General features: G+C 34.7%; 13 protein-coding genes. 1 reads left to right on the plus strand and 12 read right to left on the minus strand.

Annotated elements, in window-relative coordinates; genetic code table 11:
- Window positions 1-76: 76 nt before the first annotated feature.
- From HN014_RS15430 to HN014_RS15465, 8 genes are all read right to left on the minus strand, one after another.
- A complete protein-coding gene (locus HN014_RS15430; RefSeq protein WP_176029747.1) occupies window positions 77-1,267 on the minus strand; it encodes an acetyl-CoA C-acyltransferase in 1,191 nt (396 codons plus the stop codon).
- 43 nt (window positions 1,268-1,310) lie between these two features.
- Window positions 1,311-3,716: a 3-hydroxyacyl-CoA dehydrogenase/enoyl-CoA hydratase family protein gene (locus HN014_RS15435; protein WP_176029748.1), complete on the minus strand. Its 2,406-nt coding sequence runs from the start codon at window positions 3,714-3,716 to the stop codon at window positions 1,311-1,313.
- Between the two features lie 33 nt (window positions 3,717-3,749).
- Entirely contained in the window at window positions 3,750-4,187 is a 438-nt protein-coding gene (locus HN014_RS15440) for a MarR family winged helix-turn-helix transcriptional regulator (protein ID WP_176029749.1), read from the minus strand.
- A gap of 181 nt (window positions 4,188-4,368) precedes the next feature.
- Window positions 4,369-6,153 (minus strand): long-chain fatty acid--CoA ligase, encoded by a 1,785-nt coding sequence (locus tag HN014_RS15445; RefSeq protein ID WP_176029750.1) that lies wholly within the window; start codon window positions 6,151-6,153, stop codon window positions 4,369-4,371.
- Window positions 6,154-6,354: 201 nt separating this feature from the next.
- Complete coding sequence (gene purL, locus HN014_RS15450) at window positions 6,355-10,053, minus strand: phosphoribosylformylglycinamidine synthase (protein WP_303246397.1); 3,699 nt, start codon at window positions 10,051-10,053, stop codon at window positions 6,355-6,357.
- A 119-nt stretch (window positions 10,054-10,172) separates the two neighbouring features.
- The gene (locus tag HN014_RS15455) at window positions 10,173-10,613 is read right to left on the minus strand and encodes a hypothetical protein (RefSeq protein WP_176029752.1); all 441 of its coding nucleotides are present in this window, start codon (window positions 10,611-10,613) and stop codon (window positions 10,173-10,175) included.
- A 2-nt stretch (window positions 10,614-10,615) separates the two neighbouring features.
- Entirely contained in the window at window positions 10,616-10,912 is a 297-nt protein-coding gene (locus HN014_RS15460) for a hypothetical protein (protein ID WP_176029753.1), read from the minus strand.
- Window positions 10,913-11,071: 159 nt separating this feature from the next.
- Window positions 11,072-12,283: an RsmB/NOP family class I SAM-dependent RNA methyltransferase gene (locus tag HN014_RS15465; protein WP_176029754.1), complete on the minus strand. Its 1,212-nt coding sequence runs from the start codon at window positions 12,281-12,283 to the stop codon at window positions 11,072-11,074.
- Window positions 12,284-12,438: 155 nt separating this feature from the next.
- On the opposite strand from HN014_RS15465, the gene HN014_RS15470 reads away from it, so the two are divergent.
- Complete coding sequence (locus HN014_RS15470) at window positions 12,439-13,497, plus strand: oxidoreductase (protein WP_176029755.1); 1,059 nt, start codon at window positions 12,439-12,441, stop codon at window positions 13,495-13,497.
- 162 nt (window positions 13,498-13,659) lie between these two features.
- Here HN014_RS15470 and HN014_RS15475 read toward each other — a convergent pair whose 3' ends face one another.
- The 4 genes from HN014_RS15475 to HN014_RS15490 form a co-directional block, all read right to left on the minus strand.
- Window positions 13,660-14,106, minus strand: coding sequence for a Spy/CpxP family protein refolding chaperone (locus HN014_RS15475; RefSeq protein ID WP_176029756.1), 447 nt, complete (start codon window positions 14,104-14,106; stop codon window positions 13,660-13,662).
- 66 nt (window positions 14,107-14,172) lie between these two features.
- Window positions 14,173-14,694 carry a hypothetical protein gene (locus tag HN014_RS15480; RefSeq protein ID WP_176029757.1) on the minus strand — a complete coding sequence of 174 codons (522 nt, stop codon included), beginning with the start codon at window positions 14,692-14,694 and terminating at the stop codon, window positions 14,173-14,175.
- A 31-nt stretch (window positions 14,695-14,725) separates the two neighbouring features.
- A complete protein-coding gene (locus HN014_RS15485; protein WP_176031135.1) occupies window positions 14,726-15,220 on the minus strand; it encodes an RNA polymerase sigma factor in 495 nt (164 codons plus the stop codon).
- Between the two features lie 1,856 nt (window positions 15,221-17,076).
- The gene (locus HN014_RS15490) at window positions 17,077-18,900 is read right to left on the minus strand and encodes an ABC transporter ATP-binding protein (RefSeq protein WP_176029758.1); all 1,824 of its coding nucleotides are present in this window, start codon (window positions 18,898-18,900) and stop codon (window positions 17,077-17,079) included.
- Window positions 18,901-18,904: the final 4 nt, after the last annotated feature.

Raw genomic sequence — 18,904 nt, forward strand, 5'->3', positions numbered from 1 at the left:
ATTTAATTTTTTTAGTATAGATTCCTGAGAATCTATTAAGTGTTGTAAATAGAATTATTGGCTGACTGAGGTTGTTTTAGTTCAAAAACTCATATACTCCAGCCGCTCCCTGACCTGTTCCTACACACATAGTAACCATTCCGTACTTTCCTTGCATGTTTCTTTTTCTCATTTCATCAAATAACTGAACAGATAACTTTGCACCTGTACAACCAAGTGGGTGTCCTAATGCGATGGCTCCTCCATTAACATTGACAATTTCCTGATTGAGGTCTAACTCCCTCATAACAGCGAGTGATTGAGAAGCAAAAGCTTCATTCAATTCTATCAGGTCTACATCGTTTTGTTGTAATCCGGCCTGCTTTAATACTTTAGGGATCGCTTTTACAGGACCTATCCCCATAATTCTGGGTTCTACTCCGGCAGCTGCATAATTGACAAGCCTGGCAATTGGTTCTATATTAAGTTCTTTTACCATCTCTTCGCTCATTACTAATACGAAAGCAGCTCCATCACTCATCTGAGAAGAGTTTCCGGCGGTAACACTACCTCCAGCAGCAAATACAGGTCTTAGTTTGGCAAGCACTTCTGTACTGGTTCCTGCTCGGGGTCCTTCGTCTTTGGTTACCGTATACGATTTTGATACCTTTTTACCATTCTCATCAACATATACCTGATCTACGGTAATGGGGACAATTTGATCTTTAAAACGATCTTCTGCCTGGGCTTTTAAGGCTTTCATGTGAGAATTGTAGGCAAATTCATCCTGATCTTCTCTTGAAACCTTGAACTGATTTGCGACAGCTTCTGCGGTAAGTCCCATACCCCAGTAGTAATCTTCATTTCCGGCAGCTGCTACCGAATAATCAGGTGTCGGTTTATATCCTCCCATTGGAATATAAGACATGCTTTCTGCACCTCCGGCAATGATACAATCTGCCATTCCTGATTGAATTTTTGCGGTAGCCATTCCAATAGTCTCAATCCCGGAAGCACAGTATCTGTTGACGGTTACTCCAGGAACATCTTCTACTTTTAGCCCCATAAGTGATATTAATCGGGCGACATTCAGTCCTTGCTCTGCTTCTGGCATAGCATTTCCGACGATGACATCATCAATTCTGGTTTTGTCCAGATTTGGTAATTCTTTCATCATATGTTCGATAGTTTCAGCAGCTAATTCATCTGGTCTTTTGAATCTAAAGACTCCTCTGGGGGCTTTCCCTACTGCTGTTCTATATGCTTTTACTATATATGCTGTTTTCATTTTTGAAAATAGATTTTAGAGGTTGTTAAAAAAACAAAGTTTATTAGTTACGTAGCGGCTTTCCTTTCTTAAGCATATGCTCAATACGTTCTAAGGTTTTACGCTCTGTCGTTAGCGATAAGAAAGCTTCTCGCTCCAGGTCTAATAAATATTGTTCGGATACCAGGGATGCTTCTGACAGATCTCCTCCAGCCATCACATACGCAAGTTTATTCGCGATCTTTTTATCGTGTTCTGATATGTATTTTCCTGCCTCCATAGAATCAGTTCCTACAAGGAACATTCCCAGGGCTTGTTTACCTAATACTTTTACATCTTTTCTTCGTACGGGCTGTGTATATCCCTGCTCAGCCATTAGTTTGGCATATGCTTTAGCGGTAGCAATCTGTCGGTTTTTATTGACCACGACGATATCTTTCCCATGTTGGAGGATATTCGTATCATATGCCTCATATGCAGAGGTAGAAACTTTTGCCATTCCTATAGTCAGGAAGTGCTCCTGAAGGCGGTTTAGTTCTACATCGTTTTTCTGGAAAGTATCAGCGGCTCTTAAGGCCATTTCTTTAGATCCTCCTCCTCCCGGGATAACTCCTACACCGAATTCTACCAATCCGATATAACTTTCTGCCGCCGCAACTACTTTATCAGCATGTAACGTCATTTCACATCCGCCTCCGAGAGTCATTCCATGAGGAGCAACAATGGTTGGAATTGAAGAATACCTAAGTCTCATGCAGCTATCCTGAAAGTATTTTACGGCCATATTTAACTCATCGTACTCTTGTTCTACAGCCATCATAAATATCATGGCGATATTGGCTCCGACGGAGAAATTCGCTCCCTGATTTCCTACTACTAACCCTTGAAAATCTTTCTCAGCAATATCAATTGCTTTGTTTAATCCGGCAAGAACGTCTCCTCCTATAGAGTTCATTTTACTCTGGAACTCCACATTGAGAATTCCATCTCCCAGATCTTCAACAACAACTCCGCTATTTTTGAATACAGCAGAAGATTCTCGAATATTATCAAGTATGATAAAGGCATCTTGACCAGGAACTTTTGTCTGTTTTTTAGATGGGATGTCATAGAAATAAGTAGCTCCTTCTTTTACGGAATAAAAAGAAGTATTTCCAGAAGTAATCATATCATTAATCCATCCGGCAGCTTCATATCCTTCTGCTTTCATGATGTCTAACCCTTTTTCTACTCCGATAGCATCCCATATCTGAAATGGTCCGTGTTCCCATCCAAATCCAGCTTTCATAGCGTCATCTATCTTATAAAGCTCATCTGTAATCTCAGGAATTCTATTGGATACATATGCAAAAAGTGCAGCAAAGGTTTTTCTGTAAAACTCTCCTGCTTTGTCTTTTCCGGTAACCAGTACTTTGAATCTATCTATAACAGCATCAATAGTTTTTGTCAACTCTAGCGTAGCAAATGAGGCTCTTTTTTTGCTGCGATATTCCAAGGTGTCCAGGTCGAGAGAAAGGATTTCTTTTTTTCCGTCTTCTGTTACACTTTTCTTATAGAAACCTTGCTTTGTTTTGCTTCCTAGCCATTTGTTTTCCATCATAGTTCCTATAAAACCAGGAAGAGAAAATAGAGTATGGCGTTCATCATCGGGACAGTTTTCTGCAATACCATTGGCAACATGTACTAATGTATCAAGTCCTACAACATCTACAGTTCTAAATGTAGCCGATTTTGGACGACCAATAACAGGACCGGTTAATTTATCAACTTCTTCTATGGTTAGTCCCATATCCTTAACCATATGGAATAAACTCATAATACTGAAAATTCCAATTCTGTTCCCTATAAATGCAGGCGTGTCTTTTGCGACAACTGAGGTTTTTCCCAGATATTGTTCTCCATATCCATTAAGAAATGAAAGTACTTCTTCTGAGGTTTGAGGTCCTGGAATAATTTCGAAAAGCTTCAGGTATCTAGGAGGGTTAAAGAAGTGAGTACCACAAAAGTGTTTTTGGAAGTCGTCGCTTCTTCCTTCACTCATAAATTTAATAGGAATCCCTGAAGTGTTCGATGTAATGAGGGTTCCGGGCTTTCTGTGTTTCTCTAAGGTCTCAAAAACCTGTTTTTTTATATCTAATCGTTCAACAACTACTTCTATAATCCAGTCAACGTCTCCTACTTTTGCGATATCGTCTTCTAAATTACCAGTAGTAATTCGACTGGCAAATTTTTTGTGATAAATAGGGGAGGGTTTCGATTTTAATGAAGCTGTAAGTGCATCATTAACTAATCGATTACGGACTACTTTATCAGATAAAGACAATCCTTTGCTCTTTTCTTTTTCATTTAATTCTCGGGGTACAATGTCTAGCAATAAGACTTCTACTCCGATATTAGCAAAATGACAGGCAATTCCCGATCCCATAATCCCTGAACCGATAACTGCTACTTTTTTTATAGTTCTTTTCATTTCTAACTACGAGTTGTTACTATGTTACGATTTTTATTTTGTGTATATTTTTTTAGAAGCGATCAAATCATTAATTGATTGAAAAACTTCCAAGAATATTTCTAATTTTTCTGGGGCTATATGTTCTTTTACAGCGTTGTCAAAAGCAAAAACTACTTCTTTGGAAAACTCTCTCATTTCCAAACCAAATTGAGTGAGGTAGATCAATACGCCACGACCATCTTGTGGGTTTTTTTTTCGGTAGATCAGCCCTTTTTCTTCCATGGTTTTAAGCGTTCTTGATAGACTGGTAGCTTCCATGCCCATTTTTGGACCTAATGAGGTGGAAGGAGTCCCATTTTCCGGGTCAATACTGATTAATGCAAACCCAGTGGCCATTGTACTTCCTTTTTTGCTGGCTTCTTCGTTATACATTTTAGCTACAGACATCCAAGTTGCACGAAGTACATAGTCAATTGTTTTTTCTCTCATTCAATAACTTTATTATAGGGTAAATATACTAAAATTTATTATGCATGCATAATAAATTTCTTTTAAAATAAGAGAAAAATAAAAAATATTGGGTGAATACTACTAATTTAATAAAAAAACTCCCTGATTATTAGGGAGTTTGTTAAATTATAGTTAAAAATAAACTAGATATTGTTCGTGACTAGATAGTATTGTCACCATAGATCTTGATGTACAACGCCTTGTACTTTTCCTTTATGACACGCCTTTTTAATTTCATAGTAGGAGTGAGGTGTCCTGCATCGATACTCCATTCTTCAGGGGTTAATTCGAATCTTTTAATTCGTTCCCATTTTCCAAATTTTTCATTATAGTGATCTACTTCTTCCTGATAACGATCAATAACAGTTTGGTTTGTAATAAAATCTTCTTTAGAATTTCCGATATCAAGTCCTTTTCGTTCTGCCCAATCTTCTAGAAATTCAAAGTTTGGTTGAATAAAAGCTGCCGGCATTTTTTCTCCTTCTCCGATCACCATAACCTGCTCTATAAAACGCGATTGTTTCATCATGTTTTCTATAACTTGTGGAGCAACGTATTTTCCTCCGGATGTTTTGAACATTTCCTTTTTTCGATCGGTGATTCTAAGGAATCCTTCACTATCTACTTCTCCGATATCTCCGGTATGGAAATATCCATTTTTTAAGACTTCATTTGTCTTTTCCGGGTCTTTGTAATATCCCTGCATTACCTGAGGTCCTTTTATCAGGATTTCTCCGTCTTCTGCAATTTTAACTTCAGTTTCGGGAATTAACTTTCCTACGGTTCCTATTTTGAATCCATTATCTCTCAGGTCATTTACAGAGATAACCGGAGAGGTTTCTGTCAGCCCGTATCCTTCCATTACTGCAATACCTGCTGCATTGAATACACGTGCTAATCTGGGTTGTAATGCAGCACTACCAGAAGCAATGATTTTTAAGTTACCACCAAGTGCTTCTTGCCATTTACTGAAAATCAATTTTCTAGCAAGACCTAGCTTTTTCTCATATAACCATCCGTTAGCCTTATAAGGTTTGTATTGTAATCCCAGGTTTACCGCCCAGAAAAACAAAGCTTTTTTAACTCCGGTGAGATCCGTTCCTTTCGCTATAATTTTATCATAGACTTTTTCCAAAAGACGGGGAACTGCCGTCATTACATCTGGTTGTACCTCTTTCAGGTTATCACTAATTGTTTCTATAGATTCAGCAAAATAAATAGAAACCCCACGGTATTGATATAAGTACAATAACATGCGTTCATAAATATGACATACAGGTAGAAAACTTAATGATTTAGCTTGTCCTTCAGTGATAGGAAATCTACAGGAGCTGTTTAAGGCATTACTGACAATGTTTTTATGGCTCAATAGTACACCTTTAGGTCTTCCGGTAGTACCAGAAGTGTATATAATGGTAGCAATATCATCTTCTTTTACGGCTGCCATAAGTGCGTCTACTTCTCCCTGGTTGCTATCGTCTTTACCAAGCTCTAATACTGTATCCCAATTGGAGCAACCTTCAATTTCTGTAAATGAATATACTTCCTGTAGTGAGGGGACATTCTTTTTGATATTGTTTACTTTGTCGAATACTTCTTTATCAGAAACAAAACAGTATTTGGATTCTGAATGATTTAATACGTATTCATAATCTTCCTGAGAAATGGTAGGGTAAATGGGAACATCTTGCGCTCCTATCTGTAAAATACCGATATCAACAATATTCCATTCGGTTCGGTTATTAGTAGAGATAATAGCAATCTTGTCATTTGGTTTTACTCCTAAGCGCAATAAACCTCTGCTTATTTGATTTGCTTTTTCTATATATTCTTGGGTAGAGGTAGCAACCCATTTATCATTATACTTTGTAACTAAAGCTTCCTTTAGGTTGTATTTTGCTAATTGGTAATGCGGAAAATCGAATAATCTGGTAATCTTAGTCATAATTTGTTTTAAAGTATTATGCGTGCATAGTTTCGCAAAATATAAATAAATCTTAAAAAAACAATCTAATATATAAAAAAAGGAGCTATTTTTTAATAACTCCTTTGGTTAATTGCCGATTTTGTTTCGAATTTTTTAATCTGAAAAATCAGAGAAAATCCTATAATTTTAAAGCTTATTTTTATTCCTCTGTAGCTCAGTTTATTCCTCTTGCTTTTTCTCAATCCACACTTTGGCATTTACAAATGCTTCGAGCCATGGAGACACTTCGTCTTTTCTGTTTTTTGGGTAATTTGCCCAATTCCACTGGAAAATTGATCGTTCTATATGAGGCATCATTACCAGATGTCGCCCACTGGTATCTGTTAGCATAGCTGTATTGTAATCAGAACCATTAGGGTTTGATGGATATCCTTCGTATCCATATTTAGCAACGATGTTATATTGGTTTTCTTCTAATGGGAAATGAAACTTTCCTTCTCCGTGAGATATCCATACTCCCAGGGTACTTCCTGCCAGAGAGGATAGCATCACAGAATTGTTTTCTTGCACCTTAACAGAGGTAAAGGCACTTTCGTGCTTTTTGGAATCATTATGAAGCATTTTCGGTTTTTCTTCATGATCAGGATTGATCAATCCTAATTCTACAAAGAGCTGACACCCGTTACATATTCCTACAGATAAGGTATCTTCTCTTTTGAAAAAGTTATCTAAGGCTGTTTTTGCTTTTTCGTTATACAAGAAAGCACCTGCCCATCCCTTTGCAGAGCCAAGAACATCACTATTCGAGAATCCTCCAACAGCTCCAATGAATTGAATGTCTTCCAGAGTTTCTCTTCCTGAAATAAGATCTGTCATATGTACGTCCTTTACATCGAAGCCAGCTAAGTACATCGCATTGGCCATTTCTCTTTCAGAGTTACTTCCTTTTTCTCTGATAATGGCGGCTTTTGGTCTTTTCTTACTGGTGGCAATTACGGGTTTTTTTCCTGTAAAACTAACAGGGAAATCGAATTGTAATGGCTGTTGGTAATAATTGTTAAAACGATCTTCAGCTAACCCATTAGCAGTTTGCTTTCTGTCCAATAGGAGAGAGGTTTTATACCAGATTTGACGAAGAGAGACAATATCCAGATTGAGTGCATCTTTTTGATTTTTAATGACTAAGGATGCCTCAGAGGTAACATTTCCTATTTTATGGAATGTAATGCCTTTTTTCTGAAGAACAGTTTCTATATTTTCTCCTGCAGCACTTTGGAAAACAATTCCTGCATTTTCAGCAAATAAAAGTTTCGTAGTATCTTTTTCCTCAAGTGTTGATAAATCTAATGTTGCTCCTATGTTAACATTTGCAAAACAAAGTTCTAATAATGTAGTGATTAACCCTCCTGAAGCAACATCATGTCCTGCTACAATTTTGTCATCTTTTATTAATTCTTGTATTGTATTAAAGGTATTCTTGAAAAAAGCAGCATCTTGTATACCAGGAGCTTCCGATCCAATTTTATTTAATACTTGTGCAAAAGAAGATCCTCCTAGTTTATGAGATTCCTGAGATAAGTTGATATAATAAATAGCTCCCTGATCTTTTTGTAATACAGGTTCAACTACTTTATTGATATCATTACAATTTGCAGCAGCTGAAATGATAACAGTTCCCGGAGAAATAACTTCTTCATTCGGGTATTTTTGTTTCATCGACAAGGAGTCTTTTCCTGTAGGAACATTGATTCCCAGTTCTATGGCAAAATCAGAAATTGCTTTTACAGCTTCATATAGTCTGGCATCCTCTCCTTCGTTTTTACAAGGCCACATCCAGTTCGCTGATAAGGAAACAGATTGTAACCCATCTTTTAGAGGCGCCCAGACAATATTGGTCAGTGCTTCTGCTATAGAGTTTTTGCTTCCAGCTTTTGGATTGATAAGCCCTGAGATAGGAGAGTGCCCAATACTGGTTGCAATCCCTTCTTGGCTGTTGTAATCCAAAGCCATTACCCCACAGTTATTTAAAGGGATTTGTAGAGGTCCTACACATTGTTGTTTGGCTACTTTTCCACCAACACAACGGTCTACTTTATTAGTTAACCAATCTTTACAAGCGACAGCTTCTAATTGTAGAACTTGCTCTAGATAGTGCTGGAAGTTCTCATTAGTATAGGTAATGTCTTTATAGTTATAAGCGACTGTTTTGTCTTTCATAATGGTTTTAGGAGAACTACCAAACATATCATCTAGCTCCAGATCCATTGGTTTGTCTCCTTTTGTAGCTGATTCGAATGTAAATCTGTGATCCCCGGTTACATCTCCTACCTGATACATTGGAGAGCGTTCTCTGTCAGCAATTCGTTGTAGGGTATCTATATCTTTTTGACCAATGACCAGCCCCATACGTTCTTGAGATTCATTTCCGATGATCTCTTTTGCAGAGAGTGTAGGATCTCCGACAGGCAGTTTATCCAAATCAATTTTACCTCCGGTTTCTTCTACGAGTTCGGATAAACAATTTAAGTGTCCTCCGGCTCCGTGATCGTGTATGGAGACAATTTGATTAACATCACTTTCTACCATTCCTCGGATAGCATTTGCGGCTCTTTTCTGCATTTCCGGATTAGATCGCTGGATAGCGTTTAATTCGATTCCAGTACTAAACTCTCCGGTATCTGCTGAGGATACGGCGGCACCTCCCATTCCGATACGGTAGTTTTCTCCTCCGAGTATTACAATCTTATCTCCGGATTCTGGTGCTTCTTTTATGGCTTGTTCTGCTTTCCCATATCCGATACCTCCCGCTTGCATGATTACTTTATCAAATCCTAGTTTGCGGGCATCCTCTTCATGCTCAAATGTCAATACAGATCCTGTAATGAGGGGCTGTCCGAATTTATTTCCAAAATCAGAAGCTCCATTAGAGGCTTTGATAAGAATATCCATAGGGGTCTGATATAGCCATTTTCTTTCTTCTACAGCTTGCTCCCATGGGCGGTTTTCTTCTAATCGGGAATAGGAGGTCATATATACAGCAGTTCCTGCTAGTGGTAAAGATCCTTTTCCTCCGGCTAAACGGTCCCTGATTTCTCCTCCAGAACCAGTTGCAGCCCCATTAAATGGTTCTACGGTGGTCGGAAAATTATGTGTTTCGGCTTTTAAAGAAATAACACTATCAAACTCTTTTTCTTCGTAATAATCAGGTTTATCAGCACTTTTTGGAGCAAACTGAGTAACTCTGGGTCCTTTTATAAAAGCTACATTATCCTTATAAGCTGATACAATATCATTAGGATTTGTTTCAGATGTCTTTTTTATCAGTTTGAATAAAGAAGTCGGTTTTTCGTCTCCATCAATAATAAAAGTACCGTTGAATATTTTATGTCTACAATGTTCTGAGTTTACCTGAGAAAACCCGAAGACTTCTGAGTCGGTTAATTTTCGACCTATTTTTTTAGCGACATCTTCCAGGTATTCTATTTCTTCATCACTTAGTGCTAACCCTTCCTGTGTATTATACGCAGCAATATCATCAATTTCTAAAATTGCTTCTGGTGAGATATCGATCGTATAGATATCCTGATGTAGGTTACTGTACTTCTGAGACAACATCGGATCATAGTCTTCAAAATCTTTTTCTACAGCCTGAAATTCTTCAATTCGTATAATTCCATCAATTCCCATATTCTGAGTTATTTCTACAGCATTTGTACTCCAGGGAGTTATCATTGCTGCACGGGGACCAACAAAAAAAGCGTCAATAGACGCTGCAGATATTTTTGGCTGGTTCCCAAATAACCAGGTCAATTTTGTACTATTTTCAGGAGTGATTTCCGAAGCCGATTGAACAGCAAATACTTTTTCTTTTGAGTTTCCGAAGAAATGAATCATACCTCGATGTTTGAATTGTTTAATTTGCCGCAAATTTACTCTTTTTAAAACAAATTAATATCATATTAACAGGGATAATAAAAGAGTTATCCACGCTATTTTTAACAATTAAAAATAGCGTGGATTGTATTTGGTCGAACGATTTAACTATTTACAGTGTTTTCAATTTGATTTTTCTCAGATTGAGGTATGTTTTCCTGTAATAACGAGATTACTTCTTTCAAGTCTTTATCTTCTAATAATACTTTATGAAACTTAAACTTTTTCTCTTTATTATTATTGGTTTTATAGTAGATTATGAATACTTTTTTCTCTATTAGTACTGATTTGATAGTATCATACGGAATCATTGTCTTAGAAGCGATAAGCCCTTTTTTAAATTCAATATATTTGGGAAATACTTGTACAACTTTTAGACTTTTATTGGCAAAACTCATCACCAGAAAAAGAGTTGCTAAGCCAATTAGCGAAGGTTGCCCAGATAACATAAAAATTCCAGTTCCGAGTACTAGAGCTACAACGCCCAAGATTGCTTGTTGATTTGTGAGTTTTTTCTTTAAAAAATATTGTTTTACAGGATTCATGTTTATGATAGTGATTTTAATAATTCTTCTTCTTTTAATTGATCTAATATTTTTCTAGCTCCTAAGACTCCAATTAATCCGGCAGGTACAAATGGGGCACTGCTAATAAGTATCATCCAGGCTCCAATTTTGGTTTGATTGAGTTGTAGAAAAAGAATCCCTAAGCAATTAATAATCATAAAAGGAACCATTATCCAGAATAAAAAAGTGGCTTCTCTCTCCGAAGAAAAATAAAAGAAACAGGCTAATAGAGTTTGAATAACAAACCAGAGGATGATAAGTGCGTTTAGTGATTTCATAATACTGTTTTTATTTTGAAGCAAAATTAAGAGCAGTACACTTTTCATAAAACACCTGATACCGTATAAAAAAGCCCCCTGAAAAAGGGGGCAAATGTATATGGTAGTTATTTAAAATAACAGCACCTTAATAAGACGATAGTTGTAATCTTCTATAGTCTATTCTTTTTTGGTTAGAAGTGCCATATAAAATCCATCAAATCCGGATTCATGAGAAAGTATTTTTTTATCAGAGACAAAAGAGAAGTGTTCTCCTGCTTCGGATTGCAAAAAGTTTTTGACTTGTTTTTCATTTTCTGAGGGCAAAACAGAGCATGTCGCATAGACTAATTTTCCTCCAGGTTTAACCATTCTGGAATAACTACTTAGAATCTCTTTTTGTGTTTGTCTGATGGTATCTAAGAATTCAGGTTGTAATTTCCACTTAGCATCAGGGTTACGTCTGAGTACCCCTAATCCACTACAGGGGGCGTCGATTAAAACACGATCCGCTTTACCGATGAGTTTTTTTATGTCTTTACTAGATTCGATCACCCTTGTTTCTATATTGTGAGCCTTTGCTCTTCGGGCGCGCCTTTTTAATTCTTTTAGCTTATTGCCATAGATATCCATGGAAATAATCTGACCTTTGTTTTCCATGAGGGCGGCAAGATGTAATGATTTTCCTCCGGCACCAGCACAGGTATCGACTACTCGCTGTCCTGGTTTTACATCCAGAAATGCAGCTACTAATTGAGAAGAGGCATCCTGAACTTCAAAAAAACCATTTTTAAAAGCTTGTGTAGAAAACACATTTGCACGTTCTGTTAGCTGTAATGCATCAGGATATGTTTTGATAAACTCTGTATCTATAAGTTCATCTTCTAATAAACTTCTTACTTTCTTTTTATCACCGACTAAGGTATTGGCTCTAAGAACGACAGGAGCTTGTTTATTGAGGGCAGCTATTTCCTTTTCCCATTTACCTTTTAATTCCGTTTCTCCTAAGGTGTCTAACCAATCAGGAATTGATTCCCGATATTTTCTGATCTTACTCAGCTCATCAAATTTTCCTTTGATTCTTCTGGTAGGTGTTGGAGCTATTTGTTTCCAGTCAGGAAGTGTAATTCCTCGTAATGTAGCCCAGACAGCAAAAATACGCCATAGATTTTCTCTGGAGTAAGGCTCTTTTACTTCTGCTATTTCTGCATATAATCTTTTCCAGCGAACGATTTCATAAACGGTTTCTGCAATAAAACTTCGATCTCTTGCTCCCCATCGCTTATCGCGTTTTAGCAATTTTTGAACTATTTTATCAGCATATTCTTCTTCATTAAATATTTCATGTAATCCGTCGATAACGGCAAAAACAAGATTTCTATGTAGTCTCATTGTTATTTTCTTAAAGGGCGACAAAGGTAGTTTTTTGTGTTTTAAATAATATTATATTTAGAAAAAATTATAGAGAATCGTTTAAAAGAAAGAAAAAAAGATTCAAAGGCGCTCTTTATAACTGAAATTATAGTTGTTTTTTAAAATCGTAGGAGATGAGATATTATATAGTGTTTTTAATTATGTGTAGTGTTAGTATTGAAGGAATAACAGCACAAAGTAAAAAAACGGAACATACTTTTTCTTCCGTTTCTATAGAAACAGTATTGGAAGATTCCATTAGTATTCGTGCGATAACAACAGATTCCAGAGGGCTTATCTATGCAGGAACAGAAGGGAAGTACGGTTTTATTTCTTTTGATAAGGAAGAAAGAGTAAAAAGTTATCATAAATCCATTTCCTGGAAGGGGAAAAAGCTACATTTTAGAGCCATTGCGGCAACAAAAGAAGATTTTTTTATTTTGAGTATTGAATCACCTGCCTTATTGTATAAGCTGTCTAAGAAAACAGGAGAAGCATCATTGGTCTATAAGGAAGAACATCCAAAGGCATTTTATGATGCAATGGCTTTTTGGAATGACAAAGAGGGGATCGCTATTGGAGACCCTACAGATAAGTGTTTATCAGTTATTATTACCAGAGATGGAGGACAAAGCTGGAGAAAAGTTTCTTGCGAGGTATTTCCTAAAGCTGTAGAAGGAGAAGCAGCATTTGCAGCTAGTAATGGAAATATCAGCATTATAGATGATCAGGTATGGATCCTCTCAGGAGGAGGAGCTTCCAGAGTGTATCATTCTTCTGACAAAGGGGATCACTGGAGCGTTTTTGATACGCCAATTACTCAGGGAATACCAACTAAAGGAGGCTATTCTTTAGATTTTTATGATAGGAATACAGGAATTATATATGGAGGAGATTACACAACTCCTGATACTAATCAAAAAAATAAAGTAGTGACTAAAGATGGAGGAAATACGTGGACATTGGTGGCCGATGGAGAAGGTCCCGGGTATAGAAGTTGTGTGCGTTATATTCCTAACTCTGAAGGAAAAGGGGTTATAGCAGTAGGCTTTAAGGGAATATCGGTATCTGGTGATGGAGGGAAAAGTTGGAAAACAATTAGCGATGCTTCCTTTTATACGCTTCGATTTATAACGGATACTATTGCATATGCAGCAGGGAAGGGGAGAATTGCTAAGCTGTCCTTTGAATAAGAAATATTATTTGTAAAAGTTGTTAAGCACATATTTGTTTGTTGAGTGAGGTTTAAATGCATTAGCACTGATGTCTAACTATTTTATAGTAATTTCATTGGATGATATTGGACTTGCCTCATATGTCTTTACAATAGAGGACTAAATATGTGCTTGATGATGTTATCTAGGTTTTCGTCTTCGATGCTTTAATTCTTGCATTAATCGTCTGTGGAAGTCCCTTTCTGCTTTAATTAATAAGACAATTTTTTTACTGGTCAGAATGGGGCGTAATTCTTTCATCATTTTCTGTCTGGCAGCAAATTTTTGTTCTTCTAAGCTGATATACTTAGTTACAATGTTGTTTGCCGTTTCCTCATCCAGAGATTCTATTGATTGTTGCTGATTTTTTCTGTGGATAGTATTTATTTCACGTCTTAGCTTTTCCATGGATTGTTCGTGTTCATTGTAAACAGGCCAAAACTTTTGCGCTTCATTCGTGGTAAGATCTAAAGCTTGCGTAATGTGCGCGATTTTCATCGATTTTATTTTTTCTTTATATCCTTTTTGAGCATAAGATCCTATGGTCAAAAAGAAAGAAAAACAAAGGAGTATAATATTATTTTTCATGTGTTTATAGGGTTGTTTTAGGAGTCAGATAGATTTTTGTTAATCAATTTAATATATAAGTTTCTGCTAATCCAGATAGATGTTATCATCGTCTAATTCTTCCTCAGAAAGGTATTCAATTAATGATTCATCATTAATTTGCAGTTCTTCAATAAAACTAATTTCATCAGTATCATCAATCATCTCTGCAATATCTGTGTAGCTTATATCTATGACATCTTCTAATAAATAATTTTGAATATCTGCAATATCTAATGAATTTATAGTTTCTTCGGTATTATGATTTGTATAAATAGTTATTAGTAATGCTATCATAGCGGCAATACTACTAAATAAGAAGATTTTTCTTTTTGAGAACAAAGATATGACCTTCGTCTTTTTTGGAGTAGCTGTTACTGTATTTAAAATTTTATTTTCTAAAGTGTCAAAGTATGTTTCAGGAGTTTTGAAACCGGTAGAAAGATCTATTGGTATTTCATTCGACTGTTGATGCTCGATAGCATCAAAAAGCTTCGTGTCAAACTCTTCAAAGTAGTTTTTAGGAACTTTGAAAGGACTTGTATTGGTATGTTGTTTTTTGTTTTTCACTATAAATTAGACAAGATATTATAAGAAAGGTTTAATGATTACGTAAGAAAGTTTCTATTTTTTTTGAAGCGATATGATAAGAAGCTTTTAGAGCTCCTTCACTGGTTTCCAAAATTTCGGAAATTTCTTTATACTTTAATTCCTGAAAGTATTTCATATTGAATACTTGTTGCTGCTTTTGGGGGAGTGTTGCAATTGCTTTTTGTAATTTTAATTGTATTTCGTCTCCGTCATAATATACATCTGATTCTAGGTTCTGTGCTAATTGAAGGTGTAACTCTTCATTAGAAATATTAAGTTTTTTCGCCTTTTTGTTTAAAAAAGTAAGGGATTCATTCGTAGCAATTCTATACAACCATGAATATAATTTACTATCTCCTTTGAACTTTTTAATGTTGTGATATACTTTAATGAATACATTTTGTAAAACATCATCAGTATCATCGTGATTCTTCACCATATTTCTAATATGCCAATATAACCTTTGTTTGTACAAAGTAACTAAATGGGAAAAAGCGGAGTGCATTGAATGATCCGTTTGTAATGCTTCTAATAATTGTTTTTCATTACGATACTCCAAAAGTAAATTTGTTTAATAAGTTAAAGTACGATTTTTAGTTTAGACTTTTTTAATAGGGAATAGTTTAAATTGAAGTACTTTTTTTTCTTTAAACACAATTTTTAAAAGAATTATTTATGAATTTGGTACAATACTATGGAGATATGTATGAATAATTCAATATTTAAAAAAGTAGTATTTTTCTTACTTTATATAGTTTTTTGCTAAAAAATGACGTTTAATTGTAGTTTTTTTAGATAAAATACATTTTTTGTTTGGTGGAATAAAAAAAAAGACTATCTTTACACCATAATTAAGAATTATATGTTTCATTTCCCCCAAGATGAAATTTTTATAAAAAGTGAGTTTTAATTTTAGATTAAGCCCCTAAATTAAGATGATTTGTGTGAAGAGAAAGAGTGCAATTGCACTCTTTTTTCTTTTTAATGCATTATAGATTGTTTTGTATACTTAATTGTAGTATTATTCCTACTAGAGTATGTTTTTTACGATAAAATGCATTTTTTTTAGGTAAAATGTTTTTTGTATTAAAAAAAGTTTTATCTTTACCCTGTGAAAATGAGTTAGTTATTTCATTGTCTTGAAATGAAAGTGTTAATAAAAGTGAGTTTTAATTTTAGATTAAGCCCCTAAATTAAGATGATTTGTGTGAAGAGAAAGAGTGCAACCGCACTCTTTTTTCTTTTTATACTATTTTCTCTATAATTGTAGGTTTTTTACTACAAAAATATGTAAAATGATATTTTTTACGATAAAATGCATTTTTTTTAGGTAAAATGTTTTTTTGTATTAAAAAAAGGTTTATCTTTACATTGTGAAAATGAGTTAGTTATTTCATTGTCTTGAAATGAAAGTGTTAATAAAAGTGAGTTTTAATTTTAGATTAAGCCCCTAAATTAAGATGATTTGTGTGAAGAAAAAGAGTGCAACCGCACTCTTTTTTCTTTTTATACTATTTTCTCTATAATTGTAGGTTTTTTACTACAAAAATATGTAAAATGATATTTTTTACGATAAAATGCATTTTTTTTGGATAAAATGTTTTTTGGTATCAAAAAAAGGTTTATCTTTACATTGTGAAAATGAGTTAGTTATTTCATTGTCTTGAAATGAAAGTGTTAATAAAAGTGAGTTTTAATTTTAGATTAAGCCCCTAAATTAAGATGATTTGTGTGAAGAGAAAGAGTGCAACCGCACTCTTTTTTCTTTTTGTACTATTTTTTTGAAAGAAAATGATCACATCTAAATTATTGAAAATCTATTTATTGCGTTAAAAGTATTTTTTTTTAGATAAAAAGCTTTTTCCGTATATAAATTATGTTATCTTTGCAGTATAAAATGATTCCTTTTTATAAATAAGGAATTTTATAAAAGTAAGTTTTAGTTTTTGAGTATACCTCATAAATTAAGATGATTTGTGTGAAGAGAAAGAGTGCGAAAGCACTCTTTTTTTCATTTATAGAGAATAGAAAATATACTATAAATCAACTTTTTTAAGGAGAGTGTTTTATAGCAGCTCTCTATATATCTTTTCTTTTTACAGGATGATTGGGATGTGGATACCATGAAGTTTATCTCAAATTAAATTCATTTCCTGATATACCGATTTATGTGTTTAAACAATGGTAATTTTCTTTAAGTTAAGGCTTCAGTAATTGATATAAAGAAGTTAAATAAACAAAATTTGAATTAAATGAATGAGAGACGTCCAGAAGTGCTACTTCCTATTACTATTAGAAAAAGTTAACATATTCCTCTCTCTATTGTAAGAAGAATAGAGAGAGGAGGGATGTGTCTTTTATTTAGTCAAAAGACTGCATATTTACCAGTTTATGATAAACTCCATTTTTGTTGATTAATTCGAGGTGGGTACCTTGCTCTACAATTTGCCCTTTTTGCATAACGATAATGCTATCCGATTTCTGAATGGTTGATAAACGGTGAGCAATTACGATACTGGTTCGATTCTTCATCATATTTTCTAATGCAGCTTGTACTAGTTTTTCGCTTTCTGTATCCAGGGCAGAAGTAGCTTCATCTAATAACATGATTGGAGGATTTTTTAATACAGCTCTCGCGATTGATATTCGTTGCTTTTGCCCTCCACTGAGTTTGTTTCCACTATCTCCTATATTTGTATCAATACCATTAGGTAAATCTTTTATGAACTCCCAGGCGTTAGCTATTTTAAGTGCGTCAATGATCTGTTCATCGGTTGCTTGTTCATTTCCTACTAGGAGGTTATTTTTGATGGTATCATTAAATAGGATAGAGTCTTGGGTAACCAGTCCTATTAATTGTCGTAATGAGGATTTTTTTAGATTCTTGATGTTGGTGCCATCAATTTTAATAGCTCCTTTATTTACATCATAAAAACGAGTAACTAAGTTAGCAATAGTAGATTTTCCGCTACCGGATTGTCCTACCAGAGCAACAGAGCTTCCTTTCGGAACTTTTAGGCTGAAATTTTTGAGAACATATTCATCTTCGTATTTAAAAGATATATTGTCTATATGAATTTCAGCATCAAAAGAACCTTTAGAAGTAGCATCTTTATGATCTTCTAGGGGAGAAGTGGTATTTAGGATCTCCAGTACCCTTTCGGCAGCAGCATTTCCTTTTTTTACATTATAACTAGCCTTTGAGATTGCTTTGGCAGGAGTGAGAATGTTATAGGCTAGCCCCATATAAACAATAAAGGCACTGGCTTCAAGTGATTTTTCTACTAAAACCATCTGCCCTCCGTACCAAAGTAAAACAGCAATAACCGTTATGCCTAAGAATTCACTTGTGGGAGAGGCTAAATTTTGCCTGTTTAATAAGGTATTGGAAAAATTATAAAATCTGGCTGTTGATTTTTTAAATCTTTTTCCAAAAAAATCTTCAGCATTGAATCCTTTTATCACTTTTAGTCCTCCTAATGTTTCTTCGACGATAGAAAGGAAAAGTCCTTGTTCTTTTTGAACATTGTCAGAATGTTTTTTTAGGGATTTTCCTATTTTAGATATTAAAAATCCAGAAATCGGTATAAAGATAAATACAAAAATAGTTAGCTTGGGGCTAATCACAAACATAGTGAATATTGTAAAGAGGATCATTAAAGGTTCCCTGACAATAAGTTCTAATATAGAAAGGAATGAATGTTGGATTTCTAATACATCAGTAGAGATTCGAGATATGGTATCTCCTTTTCTTTTTTCTGAAAAAAAAGAAAGGGGTAAGGTTGTTATTTTATCATATAGATGATCTCTAATATCTTTTAGGACTCCATTTCGAAGGAAAGTAATGAAATAAAGAGCGAGATAGCGAAAGAGGTTTTTTAAGAAAAACATGCTGATTACGATACAAACCATAAAAATCAAAACATCTTCATTTCCTTCGCTAGCCTTTTGAGTTACGAAGTAGTTCAAATAGTTTTCCCCATATTCCTTAATGTCTGTAATTCCTGTCCATTGAGGAGCAGTTTTAAGAGGTTTTGTTTGACCAAATAAAACGTTTAACATAGGAAAGAGAGAAACCATAGAAAAAGTTCCAAAAAGTGCATACAGAATGTTTGATATGATATTTAATATGGCAAACCTTTTATAAGGGGTAGCGTACTTTAAAATTTGTTTAAAATGATTCATTAAA

Source organism: Aquimarina sp. TRL1 (genome assembly GCF_013365535.1).
Lineage (GTDB): Bacteria > Bacteroidota > Bacteroidia > Flavobacteriales > Flavobacteriaceae > Aquimarina > Aquimarina hainanensis.